Genomic DNA, 14,712 nt, shown 5'->3' on the forward strand with positions numbered 1-14,712 from the left:
CTTCGGCGACCACTTCGGGCGTTCCTTTGCGCCACCTGGCAACATGCCCGGCCTCGCCGTCGCCCGGGGGAGCGCAAGCTGCGCCGACCGGCTCCGACCGGCCCTGACAGGGGCAGGAGCGGCCAACTCACACAGATGGTTCAAAAGTTGACGGCCGAAAGGCGCCCTTGTGCCGACCGGTCGTTCGACCGAATACTCCCCTCAGCGCTTGTCAGGGGCACGACGTGTTCGGAATCCGGACAACGGCCCGACTGACTGCGCCTCACCGGGCCCCGACCCCACGCGGGCCCCCGACTTCCCTTGGAGGGAACGAAAAGTGAGGATCAAGCGCACCACCCCCCGCAGCGGCATTACGAGACGGACCCGGCTGATCGCCGTTTCCACCGGCCTCGTTGCCGCGGCCGCGATCGCGATCCCCAACGCGACCGCCGCGGAGACTCCCGCCACCTTCAGTGCCGCCCAGCTCAAGAGCGTCAGCGGCTCCGTGCTGAAGGCCGACGTACCCGGCACCGCCTGGGCCGTCGACAGCAAGACCAACCGTGTCACGGTGACCGTCGACAGCACGGTCTCCCAGGCGGAGATAGCGAAGATCAAGGAGCAGGCGGGCAGCAATGCCGACGCGCTCACGATCAAGCGGACCGCCGGCAAGTTCAGCAAGTTCATCCAGGGCGGCGACGCCATCTATGCGAGTAGCTGGCGCTGCTCGCTCGGCTTCAACGTCCAGGACAGCAGCGGCAACCAGTACTTCCTGACCGCCGGCCACTGCACCGACGGCGCGGGCACCTGGTACTCCAACTCCGGCCGCACCACGGTCATCGGCTCGACCGCCGGCTCCAGCTTCCCGGGCAACGACTACGGCATCGTGCGCTACTCCGGTTCCGTCAGCAGGCCCGGCACCGCGAACGGCGTGGACATCACCCGCGCGGCCACGCCCAGCGTGGGCACCACCGTCATCCGTGACGGCTCCACCACCGGCACGCACAGCGGCCGGGTCACCGCCCTGAACGCGACCGTCAACTACGGCGGCGGCGACATCGTCGGCGGCCTGATCCAGACCACCGTCTGCGCCGAGCCCGGCGACTCCGGCGGTTCGCTCTACGGCAGCAACGGCACCGCGTACGGTCTGACCTCCGGCGGCAGCGGCAACTGCTCCTCCGGCGGTACGACCTTCTTCCAGCCGGTCACCGAGGCCCTGAGCGCGTACGGCGTCAGCGTCTACTGACGGTCTACTGGCGCTTCGTTCCGGATCTGTTCGGTCCGACCAGCAGTCGGCGGCAGCCGGCAGCAAGTGAGCCCCCGTGCGCAACTGGCGTGCGGGGGCTCGCCCTTGCTTCGGTCGCGGGGTTACCGTCGACGTACAGGCAGTACTCCGCTGTAATGCGCCCACGTCGGACCCTGGGGGTCGGTGATGGTCGAGGAGCTGGTGGCGGCGGGAGTGACGCTCGCGTCCGCCGGGCTGGTCTACGTGGCGACGGCCGCGCGGGTCGTCAAGCAGTACGAACGGGGCGTGGTCTTCCGCCTCGGGAAGCTCCGGCCGCAGGTGCGCGGGCCCGGGTTCACGATGATCGTGCCGGGTGTCGACAAACTGCGCAAAGTGAACATGCAGATCGTGACGATGCCCATTCCCGCCCAAGAGGGGATCACTCGGGACAATGTGACCGTGCGGGTCGATGCCGTCGTCTACTTCAAGGTGACCGCGCCGGCCGAGGCGGTCGTACGGGTGGAGGACTACCGGTTCGCGGTCTCGCAGATGGCGCAGACGTCGCTGCGCTCCATCATCGGCAAGAGCGAGCTCGACGACTTGCTGTCCAATCGCGAAAAGCTCAACCAGGGGCTGGAGTTGATGATCGACAGCCCGGCCGTCGAGTGGGGCGTGACGATCGACCGGGTGGAGATCAAGGACGTGTCCCTGCCCGAGACCATGAAGCGGTCGATGGCGCGGCAGGCCGAGGCCGACCGGGAGCGGCGGGCGCGGGTCATCAACGCCGACGCCGAACTTCAGGCCTCGAAGAAGCTGGCCGAGGCGGCTCATCAGATGTCCGACGCGCCGGCGGCCCTTCAGTTGCGGTTGCTTCAGACGGTGATGGCGGTGGCGGCCGAGAAGAACTCCACGCTGGTGCTGCCGATTCCGGTTGAATTGCTGCGATTTCTGGAAAAAGGGACGTCAGTTGCGTCTTCCGGGCGGGAGTCGGGTGACGGCTCGCAGCAAGCCGAATCTGTTGAATCTCGGACCGGACGGGATGAACTTCCCTCCGGTGAACCTCGCTTGGATCCGGATCCCGAAGGATCGATTTTGAGACAGGAGTAGACCTCACGCGCTGCTTATGATTCGCTCGCTTGCAGTGTTTGCTGAGCGAAGAGGGCGTGCGTGACTGTGCACGGTCAAGACAGAAGGGGCGTGCAAACGTGTTCTACGCGCGTCCTGAAGTCGACCTTGTGTGCTCCCTTCGAACCTAGGAATAGTGAACCTTGTTCAACCGGCGCGGACGTGGCTTTTGTTGTGAGCCGTACCCGTGGCCGTACGCCTTCCGGTCCGGCGAGGTCCCCACAACCTCTCGGGCCGACCCCCCACAGGAGGACGTAAGTTGAAGCACCGACGCATACCCAAGCGGCGTGCAGCCGTGGCAGGTGCGGGTATCGCCGCACTGGTAGCCGCGGGCGTGACCTTGCAGACTGCGAACGCCAGCGAGACGCCTGAGACGTCCGCGCCGAAGACCCTGTCGGTCTCCGCGGCCGGAAAGCTCGCCTCGACGCTGGTCAAGGACCTGGGCGGCGATGCCGCGGGCACGTACTACGACGCACAGGCCAAGAGCCTTGTGGTGAACGTCCTCGACGAGGCCGCCACCGATGCCGTCGAGGCGGCCGGCGCCAAGGCACGCGTCGTCGAGAACTCGCTCGCCGAGTTGAAGAGCGCGCGTACGACGCTGAAGCAGGACGCGACGATTCCCGGTACGGCCTGGGTGACGGACCCAGCCACGAACAAGGTCGTCGTCACCGCCGACCGTACGGTGTCCGACGCCGAGTGGGCCAAGCTCGGCAAGGTCGTCGACGGGCTGGGTGCCAAGGCGGAACTGAAGCGGTCGAAGGGGGAGTTCAAGCCCTTCATCGCGGGTGGTGACGCGATCACCGGTGGCAGCGGGCGTTGCTCGCTCGGCTTCAACGTGGTCAAGGGCGGCGAGCCGTTCTTCCTGACCGCCGGGCACTGCACCGAGGGCATCACGGAGTGGTCGGACGCGGACGGCAACGCGATCGGCACCAACGCGGACTCCAGCTTCCCGGACAACGACTACGGGCTGGTCAAGTACACCGCGGAGGTCGAGCACCCGAGTGAGGTGAACCTCTACAACGGGTCGGCGCAGGCCATCAGCGGGGCCGCGGAGGCCACCGTCGGTATGGAGGTCACCCGTAGCGGGTCGACCACGCAGGTGCACGACGGCAAGGTCACCGGGCTCGACGCGACCGTGAACTACGGCAACGGTGACATCGTCAACGGGCTGATCCAGACCGATGTGTGCGCCGAGCCGGGTGACAGTGGTGGTTCGCTGTTCTCCGGCGACAAGGCGATCGGTCTGACCTCCGGGGGCAGTGGTGACTGCACCTCCGGTGGGGAGACGTTCTTCCAGCCGGTGACCGAGGCGCTGTCTGCCACGGGTACTGAGATCGGCTGACGGTACGTAGCTTGCGGAGTCCCGTCCCCGGGGTGTGGGGGCGGGGCTTTCGCGTTGGGGCCGGGATGCCTGCGGCGGCCCGCTGGTGTGAGTGGGGGTGCGGGTAGCGTCTGCGGTGTGTGTGGTGGGTCGGGGCCGTGCCGGGGGGTGTCCGTCCTCGGTCGGGCGGTTGCTGTTCTCAGGGGGGTGCTGTTTTTTGACGCCCGCCGCTGCGGGCGGACACCCCCCGGCACGTCCCCTTGCCGCCGTACGCGGCTGGGCTGCAACCCCCCTTTGTGTTTAGGGGCGCGGGGAACTGCGCGGCCGGCCCCTACGGGCCCGCAGTCGCCGTCGGGGCAGGTGTGGCAGGCCCGTTCGGCGTTCGGTCCTTGCCGCGTATCGCCGCTGCCAGGAGGGTGATTGCTGTTCCTGCGACCGTCCAGGCCGAGAGGATCAGTAGGGAGTTCGTCGTGTCGTTGCCCTTGAAGTAGGCGATCGAGCGGGTTGCCCAGGTGCCTGCTCCGGGGGGTAGGGCGGGGCCGATGTCCCGCCAGAACGGGGGGAGCAGTGGGGGTGGCAGGGCGCCGCCCGCGCTCGGGTTGCCCAGGATCACCACGATCAGGATCGCCAAGCCGATTCCGGCCAGGCCGAAGACGGCCTGAAAGGCGAGGGTGGCCGCGCCCACCGCGAAGACGGTCAGGGTGCCCACGCCCCAGAGGGCGGCGATGCTGCCGGGCAGGGCACCCAGGATCGGGCCGGCGATCAGGGCGCCGCCCAGGCCGGCGACGGCTGCTACCAGGGCCATCACGATGAGGCGGATCACCGAGCGTCTGAGGGTGGGGCGGCGGGCGCCCGAGCTGATCGTGATGATCGATGCGCAGAGGTAGCCGCCCACGCACCAGCCCACGGTCACGTAGAAGGACGTCAGGCCGTTGGAGTCCTGTCGGTCGGCCGGGGCCACGTCGACGGTGCGCAGGGTGCGGGCCTCGGATCTTTCCAGGGTGGCGACCAGGGCCTCCAGGGTGGCGGCCAGTGCTCTGCCGCCTCCGGTGGCGACCAGGAGGGTGTCCGTGGTGGTGGTCGGGTCGATCACCAGGGCGCCGTCGATCTCGCGGTTCAGGATCTGGTCGCGGGCCGTCTCCACGTCGGGCAGGGCGCGGGGGTCGAGTGGGTCGCCGGGCAGGTTCTCCAGCCGGTCCACCGTCTGCTGGGCGGCCACCTGGGGGGCCACTACTCCCAAGGGCACGTTCTTGGGTTTCGGGTCGTGGAGGGCGCCCACATAAGAGGCGATGAAGAGCAGGGCCAAGACCACCGTGCCGGTCACCAGGATCGTGGCCCGGGGGGTGACGGCGTCCTTCACCTCGGCCAGGAAGGAGGGGTGGGGAGTGTCGGCGCCGGGGGTCTGCGTCATGCCCCCACCGTCCGGGGCCGGGGGTGTTTGTGCAGGTGGGAGGCGGCCGAACGGATGTCGTACGAGTGTTCGATAACGGTCCCGGAATGGTCTATGGTGGGGGTGGGAGAGTTGGGAACTGATGTTCGAGCGGTGGCTCGGAATCGCTGGCGCGGGAGGTGCGTGTGTCGGGCTTCACGCATCTGCACACCGTCTCCGGGTTCTCCCTGAGGTACGGCGCCTCGCACCCGGAGCGGCTGGCCGAGCGTGCCTCCGAGCGGGGGATGGATGCGCTGGCGCTCACCGATCGGGACTCGCTCGGGGGTGCGGTTCGGTTCGCCAAGGCGTGCGCGGCGGCGGGGGTGCGGCCGTTGTTCGGTGTGGAGCTGGCCGTGGAGGCGTTCGGGCCCTCGGGGGCGGGGGACGGTGCGCGGCGGCGGGCTCCGGTGCGGGGTGGGGCCTTTGTCGATGAGTCGGCTCCTCGGGTCACCTTTCTCGGGCGGGACGGGGCCCGGGGGTGGGGTGATCTATGCCGAATCGTTTCGGCTGCGCAGGGTGGGGAGGGAGCGCCGGTGCTGCCCCGGGGCGACAACCGGGGGGACGGGCTGATCGTTCTGCTCGGCGCCGACTCCGACGTCGGGCGGGCGCTCGCCGCCGGCCGGCCCGATCGGGCCGGCCGGCTGCTGGCGCCCTGGCGGGAGGTCTACGGCGACTCCCTGCGGCTGGAGGCCGTCTGGCACGGGCGCAAGGGCACCGGTCCGGGCTCGCTGCGGCTGGCCGCCCGTACCGTCGGCTTCGCCGCCGAGCAGGGGGTACGGCCCGTGCTGAGCAACGCGGTGCGGTACGCCGACCCGGGGTTGGGGCCGGTCGCCGATGTGCTGGACGCCGCGCGGCGGCTCGTGCCCATCGACGCCACCAGGGGGGAACTGGACTCCGGGGAGGCGTGGCTCAAGGGTGCGGGGGACATGGCTCGGGTGGCGGAAAGGGTTGTCGAGGCCGCGGGGTTTCGGCGGGATACCGCGTATCGGTTGCTGGAGCAGACCGGGGCTACCGCCGCCGAGTGTCTTGTCGATCCCGAGGACGATCTCGGGATCGGCACCGTTCACTTTCCCGAGCCGCATCTCGTCGGGGCCGGGACGCGGACTGCTCAGCGGGCGCTTGCCTCTCGGGCGGTGGCGGGCATGGTGCTGCGCGGCTACGACGGGCGGCGGGCGTACTGGGAGCGGATGCATCAGGAGCTGGACATCATCGCCCACCACGGGTTCGCCTCCTATTTTCTGACGGTCGCCCAAGTTGTCGACGACGTAAGGGGGATGGGGATTCGGGTGGCCGCCCGTGGGTCCGGTGCGGGGTCGCTCGTCAACCATCTGCTCGGCATCGCGCACGCCGATCCCGTGGAGCACGGGCTGTTGATGGAGCGCTTCCTGTCCAAGCGGCGGCCGGTGCTGCCCGACATCGATATCGATGTGGAGTCCGCGCGGCGGCTGGAGGTGTATCGCGCGATCATCGAACGGTTCGGGAGTGAGCGGGTCGCCACCGTCTCCATGCCGGAGACCTATCGGGTGCGGCATGCCGTACGGGATGTGGGTGCGGCCCTGTCCATGGACCCCGCCGACATCGACCGGATCGCCAAGTCCTTCCCGCACATTCGCGCGCGGGATGCCCGTGCGGCGCTGGAGGAGCTGCCTGAGCTGCGGCAACTGGCAGGGGAGCGGGAGCGGTACGGCAAGTTGTGGGAGCTGGTCGAGGCGCTCGACGCCCTGCCGCGCGGCATCGCCATGCATCCGTGCGGGGTGCTGCTCTCGGATGCCTCGCTGCTTTCCCGTACGCCGGTCATGCCGACCAGCGGCGAGGGCTTCCCCATGTCGCAGTTCGACAAGGACGACGTCGAGGACCTCGGGCTGCTCAAGCTCGATGTGCTGGGTGTGCGGATGCAGTCGGCGATGGCGCACGCGGTCGCGGAGGTGGAGCGGGCCACGGGGGAGCGGGTCGACCTGGACGGGGTGGCGGACGGGGATCCGGCCACCTATCGGCTGGTGCGGTCCGCCGAGACGCTGGGCTGCTTCCAGATCGAGTCGCCGGGCCAGCGGGATCTGGTCGGGCGGCTCCAGCCGGCCACCTTCCACGATCTCGTCGTCGACATCTCGCTCTTCCGGCCCGGTCCGGTCGCCGCCGACATGGTGCGGCCGTTCATCGAGGCGCGGCACGGGCGGGCCCCGGTGCGGTATCCGCACAAGGATCTGGAGGGGCCGCTGCGGGAGACGTACGGGGTCGTCGTCTTCCACGAGCAGATCATCGACATCGTGCACATCATGACCGGCTGCGGGCGGGACGAGGCAGACCGCGTGCGGCGCGGGTTGTCCGATCCCGAGTCGCAGGGGCGGATCCGGGTGTGGTTCGCGCAGCATGCGGCGGCGCGCGGGTATGACGCCGAGACCATTCGGCGGACCTGGGAGATCGTCGAGGCCTTCGGGTCGTACGGCTTCTGCAAGGCGCACGCGGTCGCCTTCGCCGTGCCGACCTATCAGTCGGCCTGGCTGAAGGCCCATCATCCGGCCGCCTTCTACGCCGGGCTGCTCACCCATGATCCCGGGATGTATCCGAAGCGGCTGCTGCTGGCGGACGCGCGGCGGCGTGGGGTGCCGATCCTGCCGTTGGATGTGAACGCGTCGGGAGTCGCCCACCGTATCGAACTGGTGTCTGAATCAGGGGAGTCGAAGGGTGCGGGAAAGGTGTGGGGGCTGCGGCTCGCCCTCTCCGACGTGCACGGCATCAGCGAGGCCGAGGCGGCACGGATCGCGGACGGGCAGCCGTACGCCTCGCTGCTCGACTTCTGGGAGCGGGGCCGGCCGAGTCGGCCGCTCGCGGGGCGGCTCGCCCAGGTCGGCGCGCTGGACGCCTTCGGGGCCAACCGGCGTGATCTGCAACTGCATCTGACCGAACTGCACCGGGGCGCCCGGCGTGGTGGGGGCGGGCAGCTTCCGCTGGCCGGCGGGCGGAAGACCGCCGCTGCCGGGCTGCCCGACCTCACCTCGGCGGAGCGGCTCAGCGCCGAGCTGGGAGTGCTGTCGATGGATGCCTCGCGGAATCTGATGGACGACCACCGGGCGTTCCTCGACGAGTTGGGAGTCGTGTCGGCGCGGCGGCTGCGGGAGGCGAAGCACGGGGAGACCGTGCTGGTCGCGGGGGCCAAGGCGGCCACCCAGACGCCGCCGATCCGGTCCGGCAAGCGGGTCATCTTCAGCACCCTGGACGACGGGACGGGGCTGGTGGACCTTGCCTTCTTCGACGACTCGCACGATGCGTGTGCCCACACCGTCTTCCACTCCTGGCTGCTGCTGGTGCGGGGCGTCGTGCAGCGGCGCGGGCCGCGCAGTCTGAGCGTGGTGGGATCCGCCGCCTGGAACCTCGCCGAGCTGATCGAGCTGCGCGCCGAGGGCGGCCTGGACGTGGTGGCGGCGCGGCTGGCGGAGCCGGTGCCGGAGTCGGCGCAGGACGGGGGCGGGGATCCTGCGCGCGGCCGGCGAATCCACATGCCGACCGGATACGAAATGAACCCGTGGGCCGATCTGCGACCGGCGGGTCAAGAGCCTTCACAGGTACGGAAGTTGTGGCACCAGAGTCCGGGGAGTGCGGGATGACCATCCTCTGCGTACGTTTCCAACTGCCGTCGGCGCACGAGGCGGCCCTGCCGGGACTGCTCGGACTGCTGGAGGACTTCACGCCGGTCGTCCAGGCGTTGCCACCGGATGCGGCACTGGCCGATCTGCGGGGCGCCGAGCGCTATTTCGGGCGGGACGCGGTCGAGCTCGCGTCGGTGATCCGGGTGCGTGCCCTCGCCCATCACGGGGTCGACTGCGCGATCGGCGCCGGTCCGGGGCCGATGCTGGCCCGCGTGGCGTTGGGTGAGGCGCGGCCCGGGGTGACCTGTGCGGTTCCCGAGGACGCCGTCACGGAGTTCCTCGCCGACAAGCCCGTCGCCGCGCTGCCGGGCGTCGGCGCCACGACCGCCCGCACCCTGTGCGAGTACGGTCTCGACACCCTCGGCCTGGTCGCCGCCGCGCCGCTGTCCACGCTCCAGCGGCTGATCGGTGCGAAGGCCGGCCGCGAGCTGCGCGAGAAGGCGGGCGGAATCGACCGGGGCCGGGTCGTCCCGGACGGGGTGTCGCGGTCGCTGGCCACCGAACGCCCCTTCACCCGCGACGAGCTGGACCCCGACCGGCACCGCCGTGCCCTGCTGTCGGCCGCCGAGGAACTGGGCGCCCGGCTGCGCGCCCTGGACAAGGTCTGCCGCACTCTGACCCTCACCGTCCGCTACGCCGACCGCTCCTCGACGACCCGCAGCCGCACCCTGAAGGAACCGACGGCCCATTCGGCGGCGCTGACCAGGGCGGCGTACGGCATGTACGAGGGGCTCGGCCTCCAGCGCGCCCGCGTCCGGGCGCTCGCCCTGCGCGCCGAGGGGCTCGACCCCGCCGAGCAGGCCTCCTACCAGCTCACCTTCGACCCGCTCGACGAGAAGGCCCGGCGTATCGAGGAGGTCGCGGACCGGGCGCGGGCGAAGTTCGGGCCGCACGCGGTGATGCCGGGGTCGCTCGCCGCGTAGCTCCCCCTGGGCGCGGGTCAGTTGGCCCACGGCGGCGTGATGAGCGTGCCGTCGGCCAGCTCTGCGGTCAGGCCGATGGATGTGGTGACCCAGGTGACGGCGGTCCGTTCGGTCGGGTTCTCGACGGTCAGGGTCGCGCCGGGGTTGATGATCAGGGTGTCGCCCGGGGTGATCAGGTCGGTGCGGTCGTCGAGCGTGATCAGCAGCTCGCCGTCGAGGAGGTGCAGGATCTCCTCCCGGTTGACGGTGTGGGCGGGTGCCTTGGTCCCCGCGGGGATCTCACCGCGCCAGGCGCAGAGCTCCTTGCTGCCGGTCAGGGGGGTGGCGTACGAGACGAAGCGGGCGCCGTGGATCTCGTGGGTGACGGCTTCGGACGCTCGGATCACGGGCATGGGTGCCTCCTGTCGAAGAGGGCTGCCGAAGATGGTCAAGCAGCTTGACTACATGTCTATGGTCAAGCTGCTTGACCGATTCGTCAAGGGTGTTTCAATGCCTGCGTGCAGAACTCCGAAGCCATGGCCCTGTCCGCCGCCCTGCTCGCCGTCGCCGGTGAACTCACGCAACGCATCAACGACGGCGTGGTCGCCCGGGGTTTCGAAGGGGTCAGGCCCGCGCACGGTTTCGCCTTCGCCCGGCTCGCCCCGGGCGGCGCCACCGCCACCGACCTCGCCGTCCATCTCGGCGTGACCAAGCAGGCCGCGAGTCAGCTCGTGGACGAGATCGTGCGCAAGGGGTACGCCGAGCGGCGGCCGCATCCCGATGACGCGCGGGCCCGGCTGGTCGTGCTGACCGCGCGGGGGTGGGCCTGCACCCGGGCCGCCGAGGAGGCGGCCGCCGATGCCGTCCGGGCGTGGGCCGACGTGCTGGGGGAGGCGCAGGTGCGGGCGCTGCTGGGGCAATTGTCGCGCATCGCACCCAATGGCCCCATCAGGCCTACCTGGTGAGGGTTCGGCCGTAGATGTAAACGCGCCTCTTACTATCACTGGAAGTTTTTACTGACGCGTAACTTCACACGTCTACTACTCGCCCGTAACTTGACGAGTGAACAGCATCCTCGTGATCCGGATCACAGGGCGTAAGGCCGTCGTACCTCCCTTGAGCCGCAAGGAGATCACCCGATGCTGCCCTGGAAACGAGTGCTCAGACCGCTGGCCGCGCTCCTCCTGACCGCCGCGGTCGCCGTTGTCCCCGCCGCCACCACCGCCCAGGCCGCCGAAACGACGGCGGCCTCCAGCAGCGGTTGGAACGACTACTCCTGCAAGCCGTCCGCCGCACATCCCCGCCCCGTCGTCCTCGTGCACGGCACCTTCGCGAACTCCGTCGACAACTGGCTGGGACTCGCGCCCTACTTGACGGACCGCGGCTACTGCGTCTTCTCCCTCGACTACGGCCAACTGCCGGGCGTGCCGTTCTTCCATGCCCTCGGTCCCATCGACAAGTCGGCGGAGCAACTGTCCGCCTATGTCGACAAGGTGCTCGCCGCGACCGGCGCTGCCGAGGCCGACCTCGTCGGCCACTCGCAGGGCGGCATGATGCCCCGCTACTACCTCAAGTTCCTCGGCGGTGCCGGCAAGGTGAACGCGCTCGTCGGCATCGCGCCCAACAACCACGGCACCACCCTGTCCGGGCTCGCCAACCTGCTGCCGTACTTCCCCGGCGCCGGGGACCTGCTCAGCACCGCCACCCCGGCCCTCGCCCAGCAGGTCGTCGGATCCGCGTTCATGACCAAGCTCAACGCGGGCGGCGACACCGTCCCCGGCGTGCGCTACACGGTCATAGCCACCAAGTACGACGAGGTGGTCACGCCGTGGCGGACCCAGTTCCTGACCGGGTCCGACGTGAAGAACGTCCTGCTCCAGGACCTGTGCGCGGTCGACATCTCCGAGCACGCGCTCATCGGCCTCACCGACCGGATCGCCTTCCACGAGGTGGCCAACGCGCTCGACCCCGCCCACGCCCGTCCCACCACCTGCGCGTCCGTGTTCAGCTGAGCGTCTGAGCGCGGGCACACCGCCGGGGCCTGACCGGCCTGAGCCGCCGTTCAGGCCCCGGAGTCCCTTCGTCAGTGGCCGCGCCGGCCGCTGCCTGCCGCCCGCCGGCGCACCGAGGCGAACAGCACCGCCGAACCCAGCGCCAGCGTCGCCGCACCGCCCATCGCGAGATACGCCGTGCTGCTGTCCCCGCCGGTCTCGGCAAGGTTCTCGGTGGCGCCCGCCGCCTTCGGCCGGTTGGCCGGGGCGGTGGACGGGTCGTCCCCGTCCGCCGCGGCCGGCTCCGCCGACGTACTGGCGTCCTGGTCACCGTGGCCGTGGTGCTCGATCGTCGACTGGTCGGCACCGGCCTCGATCTGCTCCTCGGAGGGCGCGGAGGCGCTCGGGGCCGGGGAGACCTCGTCGCCCGAGTCGCCGCTGCCGCTGTCGGCGTCGTCCGCATTGCCGGTGCCGCCGCCGCTCGCCCCGCCGAAGGTGACGTCCGAGCAGGAGTAGAACGCCTCCGGGCTGTCCGAGCGCTGCCAGACCGCGTAGAGCAACTGCTTGCCCGAGCGCTGCGGCAGGCTGCCGGAGAACGTGTAGAAGCCGCCCGACGCCGCCGGGTCGGTGACCGTCGCCACCGGGTTCGCCAGGTCCAGGTCGTCCCAGGCCAGCGGCTTCGCGGGGTCGTAACCCGGCTTGGTGATGTACACCTTGAAGGTGCCCTTGTGCGGGGCGGTCACGCGGTACTTGAACGTGTACGACCCGCTGCTCACGCTCGTGGCCGGCCAGTCGGCGCGGGCCAGGTCCAGGCCCTTGAACTCCTCGCTGTTCGCGCTGCACAGCTTGCCGTCCGGGATCAGCTCCTGGTGCCGGCCTGCCGCGTCGCCTATGCGGATGCCGTTCCAGTCGTAGAGGGCCTGCGTGCCACCCGCCGCGACCGCCGCCTTGCACGCGTCGGACTTCGGGCTCTCCGGTCCCTCCGCGTAGCACTGCGACACCCTGCTGACCGGGTCGCCCATCGAGCCGTGCGCCGAAGCGGGCGCGGTGGCGAGGGCGGTCAGCGCGAGCGGGGTCAGGCCGAGGGTGGCGACAGCGGCGGCCTTGCGGCGTGCGGACATGGGAGATCTCCTCAAGGGTTCTGACGTGTGGGGTGAATCCCGTGGGGGCGATCAGAAGCTAGCCCGAGGAAACCGCGAAATCGCCTGCTGGAGGCGGGTGATGGCGATCTTTAGGGCCGCCTTAAGGTACGGCTAACCAGGGGCTCAGGATGGGGGCGGCGGAGCACTACGCGGGCGGCGCGTCGTGACGCAGGCCCTTGGTGACGCCGGTGATGACCACGGTGACCAGGCAGAGGGCGATGACGGTCTCGGCCCACAGGAAGGCGAACCAGTCCAGCACACAGCCGATCGGGGGAGTGCCGGGGGCGGTGTTGCGGAACGCGGCGAGGGCGAACAGGGTGGCGGCCATCCAGGCGAGACCGGGCCAGACCAGGCCCTCGCTGCCGGTCGCCAGGTACCAGGCCCCGATGATCACGGACGCCGCCAGCGCCCACATCACCACCATCATGAAGACCGCGAAGACGAGCAGGCTGCCCGATCGGGTCAGCCCCAGCGCCACCACGGCCTCCTGCCGGGAGGGCACAGGTTCCGCGGAGACCGAGAAGAGCGTGTCGTTGTTGGAGAACAGCATCCGTACCGGCACCTGCTCGCCGCCCGACCGCGCCCGGAACGCGATGTCGGTCTCATAGGTGTCGAACGGGTAGTCACTGATCGATCCGCCTGTGAGCGAGACCTGCACGTCCCTCGCCGCGACCCGCTCGTGCGCCGCGAACTTGAGGTCGCTGAGGGTCGCCCCCGAGGTGTCGAGGCTGAGATCGGCCACCGGGGCCGCCCCGTCCGCCTCGCCGAGGGCCCCGCGCGGGGTGACCCAGACCCGCAGGACCAGCTCTCTGCCCACGGCGTCGACGCTCTGGACGACTGCCTCCACATCCACCCGGTCGGCGGCCGAGGAGCCGACGGTGTGCACCGTGTCGGCCGTCTGCCGCTCGGTGAACTGCAGCCACGAGCCAACGGCCACCGCCACCACGATCAGGATCGCGATGGGGATCAGCAAGGGCAGGACGGACCGCCTGGAGCGTCGTGGGCGAGGCGAGCCGGCGGGTACCGGACGGCCCTGGCGCATCAGTTGGCCCGGATGTCATCGCCGCTCGCGTAGGCGTGCGGGTCCGCGAGACCGGCCGGTGTTCGCTGTGGGGGCGCCGAGGCGGTGTTGGCGGAACGCACGCAGTCCACGCTAAGGGGTGGTCCGGGGACGTGCATGCGGACGAGGCGGTGGACCCCCTTGCGCCGAGCCGCGGACGGTCACTCCGCAAGGGCCTGGGTAGCGTTCGGGCCATGGCGAGCGAGGAGATCCGGCCCGCGACGGCCGTGGACGTGCCGGCGGTGAAGGCCGTGACGGACGCGGCGTACACGCCGTACATCGAGCGCATCGGAGTGGCCCCCGTGCCCATGACGGCGGACCACGCGGCGAACGTGGCCGCGGGGAAGGTGTTCGTGACGGGTGATCCCGTGATCGGGCTCGTGGTGATCGAGGCGCACGAGGACCATCTGTTCCTCGACAGCATCGCCGTCCACCCCGACGCCCATGGCAGGGGCGTGGGGAGACGGCTGCTGCACTTCGTGGACGCACGCGCGCGTGCGCTGGGCCTGCCCGAGGTCAGGCTCTACACGAACGCCCTGATGTGGGAGAACCAGAAGATCTACCCGAGATACGGCTATGAGCTCGTCGAGCGCCGGGTGGACGGCCGGTACGACCGGTTCCACTACCGCAAGCGGCTCACCTGACGCGTCTCATGCGGCCGGCAGGGCTTCTCAGCTGTCCGGCCACCAGGTTCGGGCGATGTCCTTGCGGACCTCGGGTCGTCCCGACGGGCGCTCTTCGGCCTCCTCCTGGACCCGGCGGCGGGTGCTGGACTGCCTCTTCAGGGGCTTCTGCACGGTTACACGGCGCATGGCTGCCTCCTTCAGGGCCTACCGAGTTCCGCGTTCTCACCGGGGTAGACCCGTTCGGGGAGAGTTCCTCATCGGTACCCGCCCT

Annotated in this window: 13 protein-coding genes; 8 read left to right on the forward strand and 5 right to left on the reverse strand. The window is 70.2% G+C overall.

Features of this window, described 5'->3' with window-relative positions; genetic code table 11:
- Nucleotides 1-316 precede the first annotated feature (316 nt).
- The 3 genes from ACFPQ9_RS18405 to ACFPQ9_RS18415 all read left to right on the forward strand — a co-directional run bounded on the left by ACFPQ9_RS18405 (nucleotide 317) and on the right by ACFPQ9_RS18415 (nucleotide 3,668).
- Nucleotides 317-1,222 (forward strand): S1 family peptidase, encoded by a 906-nt coding sequence (locus tag ACFPQ9_RS18405; protein WP_380854067.1) that lies wholly within the window; start codon nucleotides 317-319, stop codon nucleotides 1,220-1,222.
- 186 nt (nucleotides 1,223-1,408) lie between these two features.
- Nucleotides 1,409-2,308 (forward strand): slipin family protein, encoded by a 900-nt coding sequence (locus ACFPQ9_RS18410; RefSeq protein ID WP_380854069.1) that lies wholly within the window; start codon nucleotides 1,409-1,411, stop codon nucleotides 2,306-2,308.
- Nucleotides 2,309-2,585: 277 nt separating this feature from the next.
- Entirely contained in the window at nucleotides 2,586-3,668 is a 1,083-nt protein-coding gene (locus tag ACFPQ9_RS18415) for a S1 family peptidase (protein ID WP_380854071.1), read from the forward strand.
- Between the two features lie 310 nt (nucleotides 3,669-3,978).
- Here ACFPQ9_RS18415 and ACFPQ9_RS18420 read toward each other — a convergent pair whose 3' ends face one another.
- Nucleotides 3,979-5,058 (reverse strand): ABC transporter permease, encoded by a 1,080-nt coding sequence (locus ACFPQ9_RS18420; protein ID WP_380854072.1) that lies wholly within the window; start codon nucleotides 5,056-5,058, stop codon nucleotides 3,979-3,981.
- 164 nt (nucleotides 5,059-5,222) lie between these two features.
- Between ACFPQ9_RS18420 and ACFPQ9_RS18425 the strand changes: the two genes are divergently transcribed.
- Both ACFPQ9_RS18425 and ACFPQ9_RS18430 read left to right on the forward strand, forming a co-directional pair.
- Entirely contained in the window at nucleotides 5,223-8,678 is a 3,456-nt protein-coding gene (locus ACFPQ9_RS18425; RefSeq protein ID WP_380854074.1) for a DNA polymerase III subunit alpha, read from the forward strand.
- The gene (locus ACFPQ9_RS18430; protein WP_380854076.1) at nucleotides 8,675-9,643 is read left to right on the forward strand and encodes a DNA polymerase Y family protein; all 969 of its coding nucleotides are present in this window, start codon (nucleotides 8,675-8,677) and stop codon (nucleotides 9,641-9,643) included. The genes ACFPQ9_RS18425 and ACFPQ9_RS18430 overlap by 4 nt, the downstream gene beginning before the upstream one ends.
- 17 nt (nucleotides 9,644-9,660) lie before the next feature.
- Here the strand turns inward: ACFPQ9_RS18430 and ACFPQ9_RS18435 are convergent, their stop codons facing one another.
- Nucleotides 9,661-10,035, reverse strand: coding sequence for a cupin domain-containing protein (locus tag ACFPQ9_RS18435; RefSeq protein ID WP_380854078.1), 375 nt, complete (start codon nucleotides 10,033-10,035; stop codon nucleotides 9,661-9,663).
- Between the two features lie 105 nt (nucleotides 10,036-10,140).
- On the opposite strand from ACFPQ9_RS18435, the gene ACFPQ9_RS18440 reads away from it, so the two are divergent.
- Together ACFPQ9_RS18440 and ACFPQ9_RS18445 are read left to right on the forward strand one after the other, a co-directional pair.
- Nucleotides 10,141-10,587 (forward strand): MarR family winged helix-turn-helix transcriptional regulator, encoded by a 447-nt coding sequence (locus tag ACFPQ9_RS18440; protein WP_380854080.1) that lies wholly within the window; start codon nucleotides 10,141-10,143, stop codon nucleotides 10,585-10,587.
- Between the two features lie 174 nt (nucleotides 10,588-10,761).
- Entirely contained in the window at nucleotides 10,762-11,634 is an 873-nt protein-coding gene (locus ACFPQ9_RS18445; RefSeq protein ID WP_380854082.1) for an esterase/lipase family protein, read from the forward strand.
- A gap of 71 nt (nucleotides 11,635-11,705) precedes the next feature.
- Here ACFPQ9_RS18445 and ACFPQ9_RS18450 read toward each other — a convergent pair whose 3' ends face one another.
- A complete protein-coding gene (locus ACFPQ9_RS18450; protein WP_380854084.1) occupies nucleotides 11,706-12,734 on the reverse strand; it encodes a lytic polysaccharide monooxygenase in 1,029 nt (342 codons plus the stop codon).
- A gap of 166 nt (nucleotides 12,735-12,900) precedes the next feature.
- On the reverse strand, nucleotides 12,901-13,734 hold the full coding sequence (locus tag ACFPQ9_RS18455; protein WP_380854479.1) for a DUF4436 family protein: 834 nt from the start codon (nucleotides 13,732-13,734) through the stop codon (nucleotides 12,901-12,903).
- 275 nt (nucleotides 13,735-14,009) lie between these two features.
- On the opposite strand from ACFPQ9_RS18455, the gene ACFPQ9_RS18460 reads away from it, so the two are divergent.
- On the forward strand, nucleotides 14,010-14,459 hold the full coding sequence (locus ACFPQ9_RS18460) for a GNAT family N-acetyltransferase (protein ID WP_380854086.1): 450 nt from the start codon (nucleotides 14,010-14,012) through the stop codon (nucleotides 14,457-14,459).
- 27 nt (nucleotides 14,460-14,486) lie between these two features.
- Here the strand turns inward: ACFPQ9_RS18460 and ACFPQ9_RS18465 are convergent, their stop codons facing one another.
- Nucleotides 14,487-14,627, reverse strand: coding sequence for a hypothetical protein (locus ACFPQ9_RS18465; RefSeq protein ID WP_380854088.1), 141 nt, complete (start codon nucleotides 14,625-14,627; stop codon nucleotides 14,487-14,489).
- Nucleotides 14,628-14,712 lie beyond the last annotated feature (85 nt).

Origin of the sequence: Streptomyces coerulescens, assembly GCF_042657965.1 — a bacterium.
In the GTDB taxonomy this organism is placed as follows: Bacteria; Actinomycetota; Actinomycetes; order Streptomycetales; family Streptomycetaceae; genus Streptomyces; species Streptomyces coerulescens.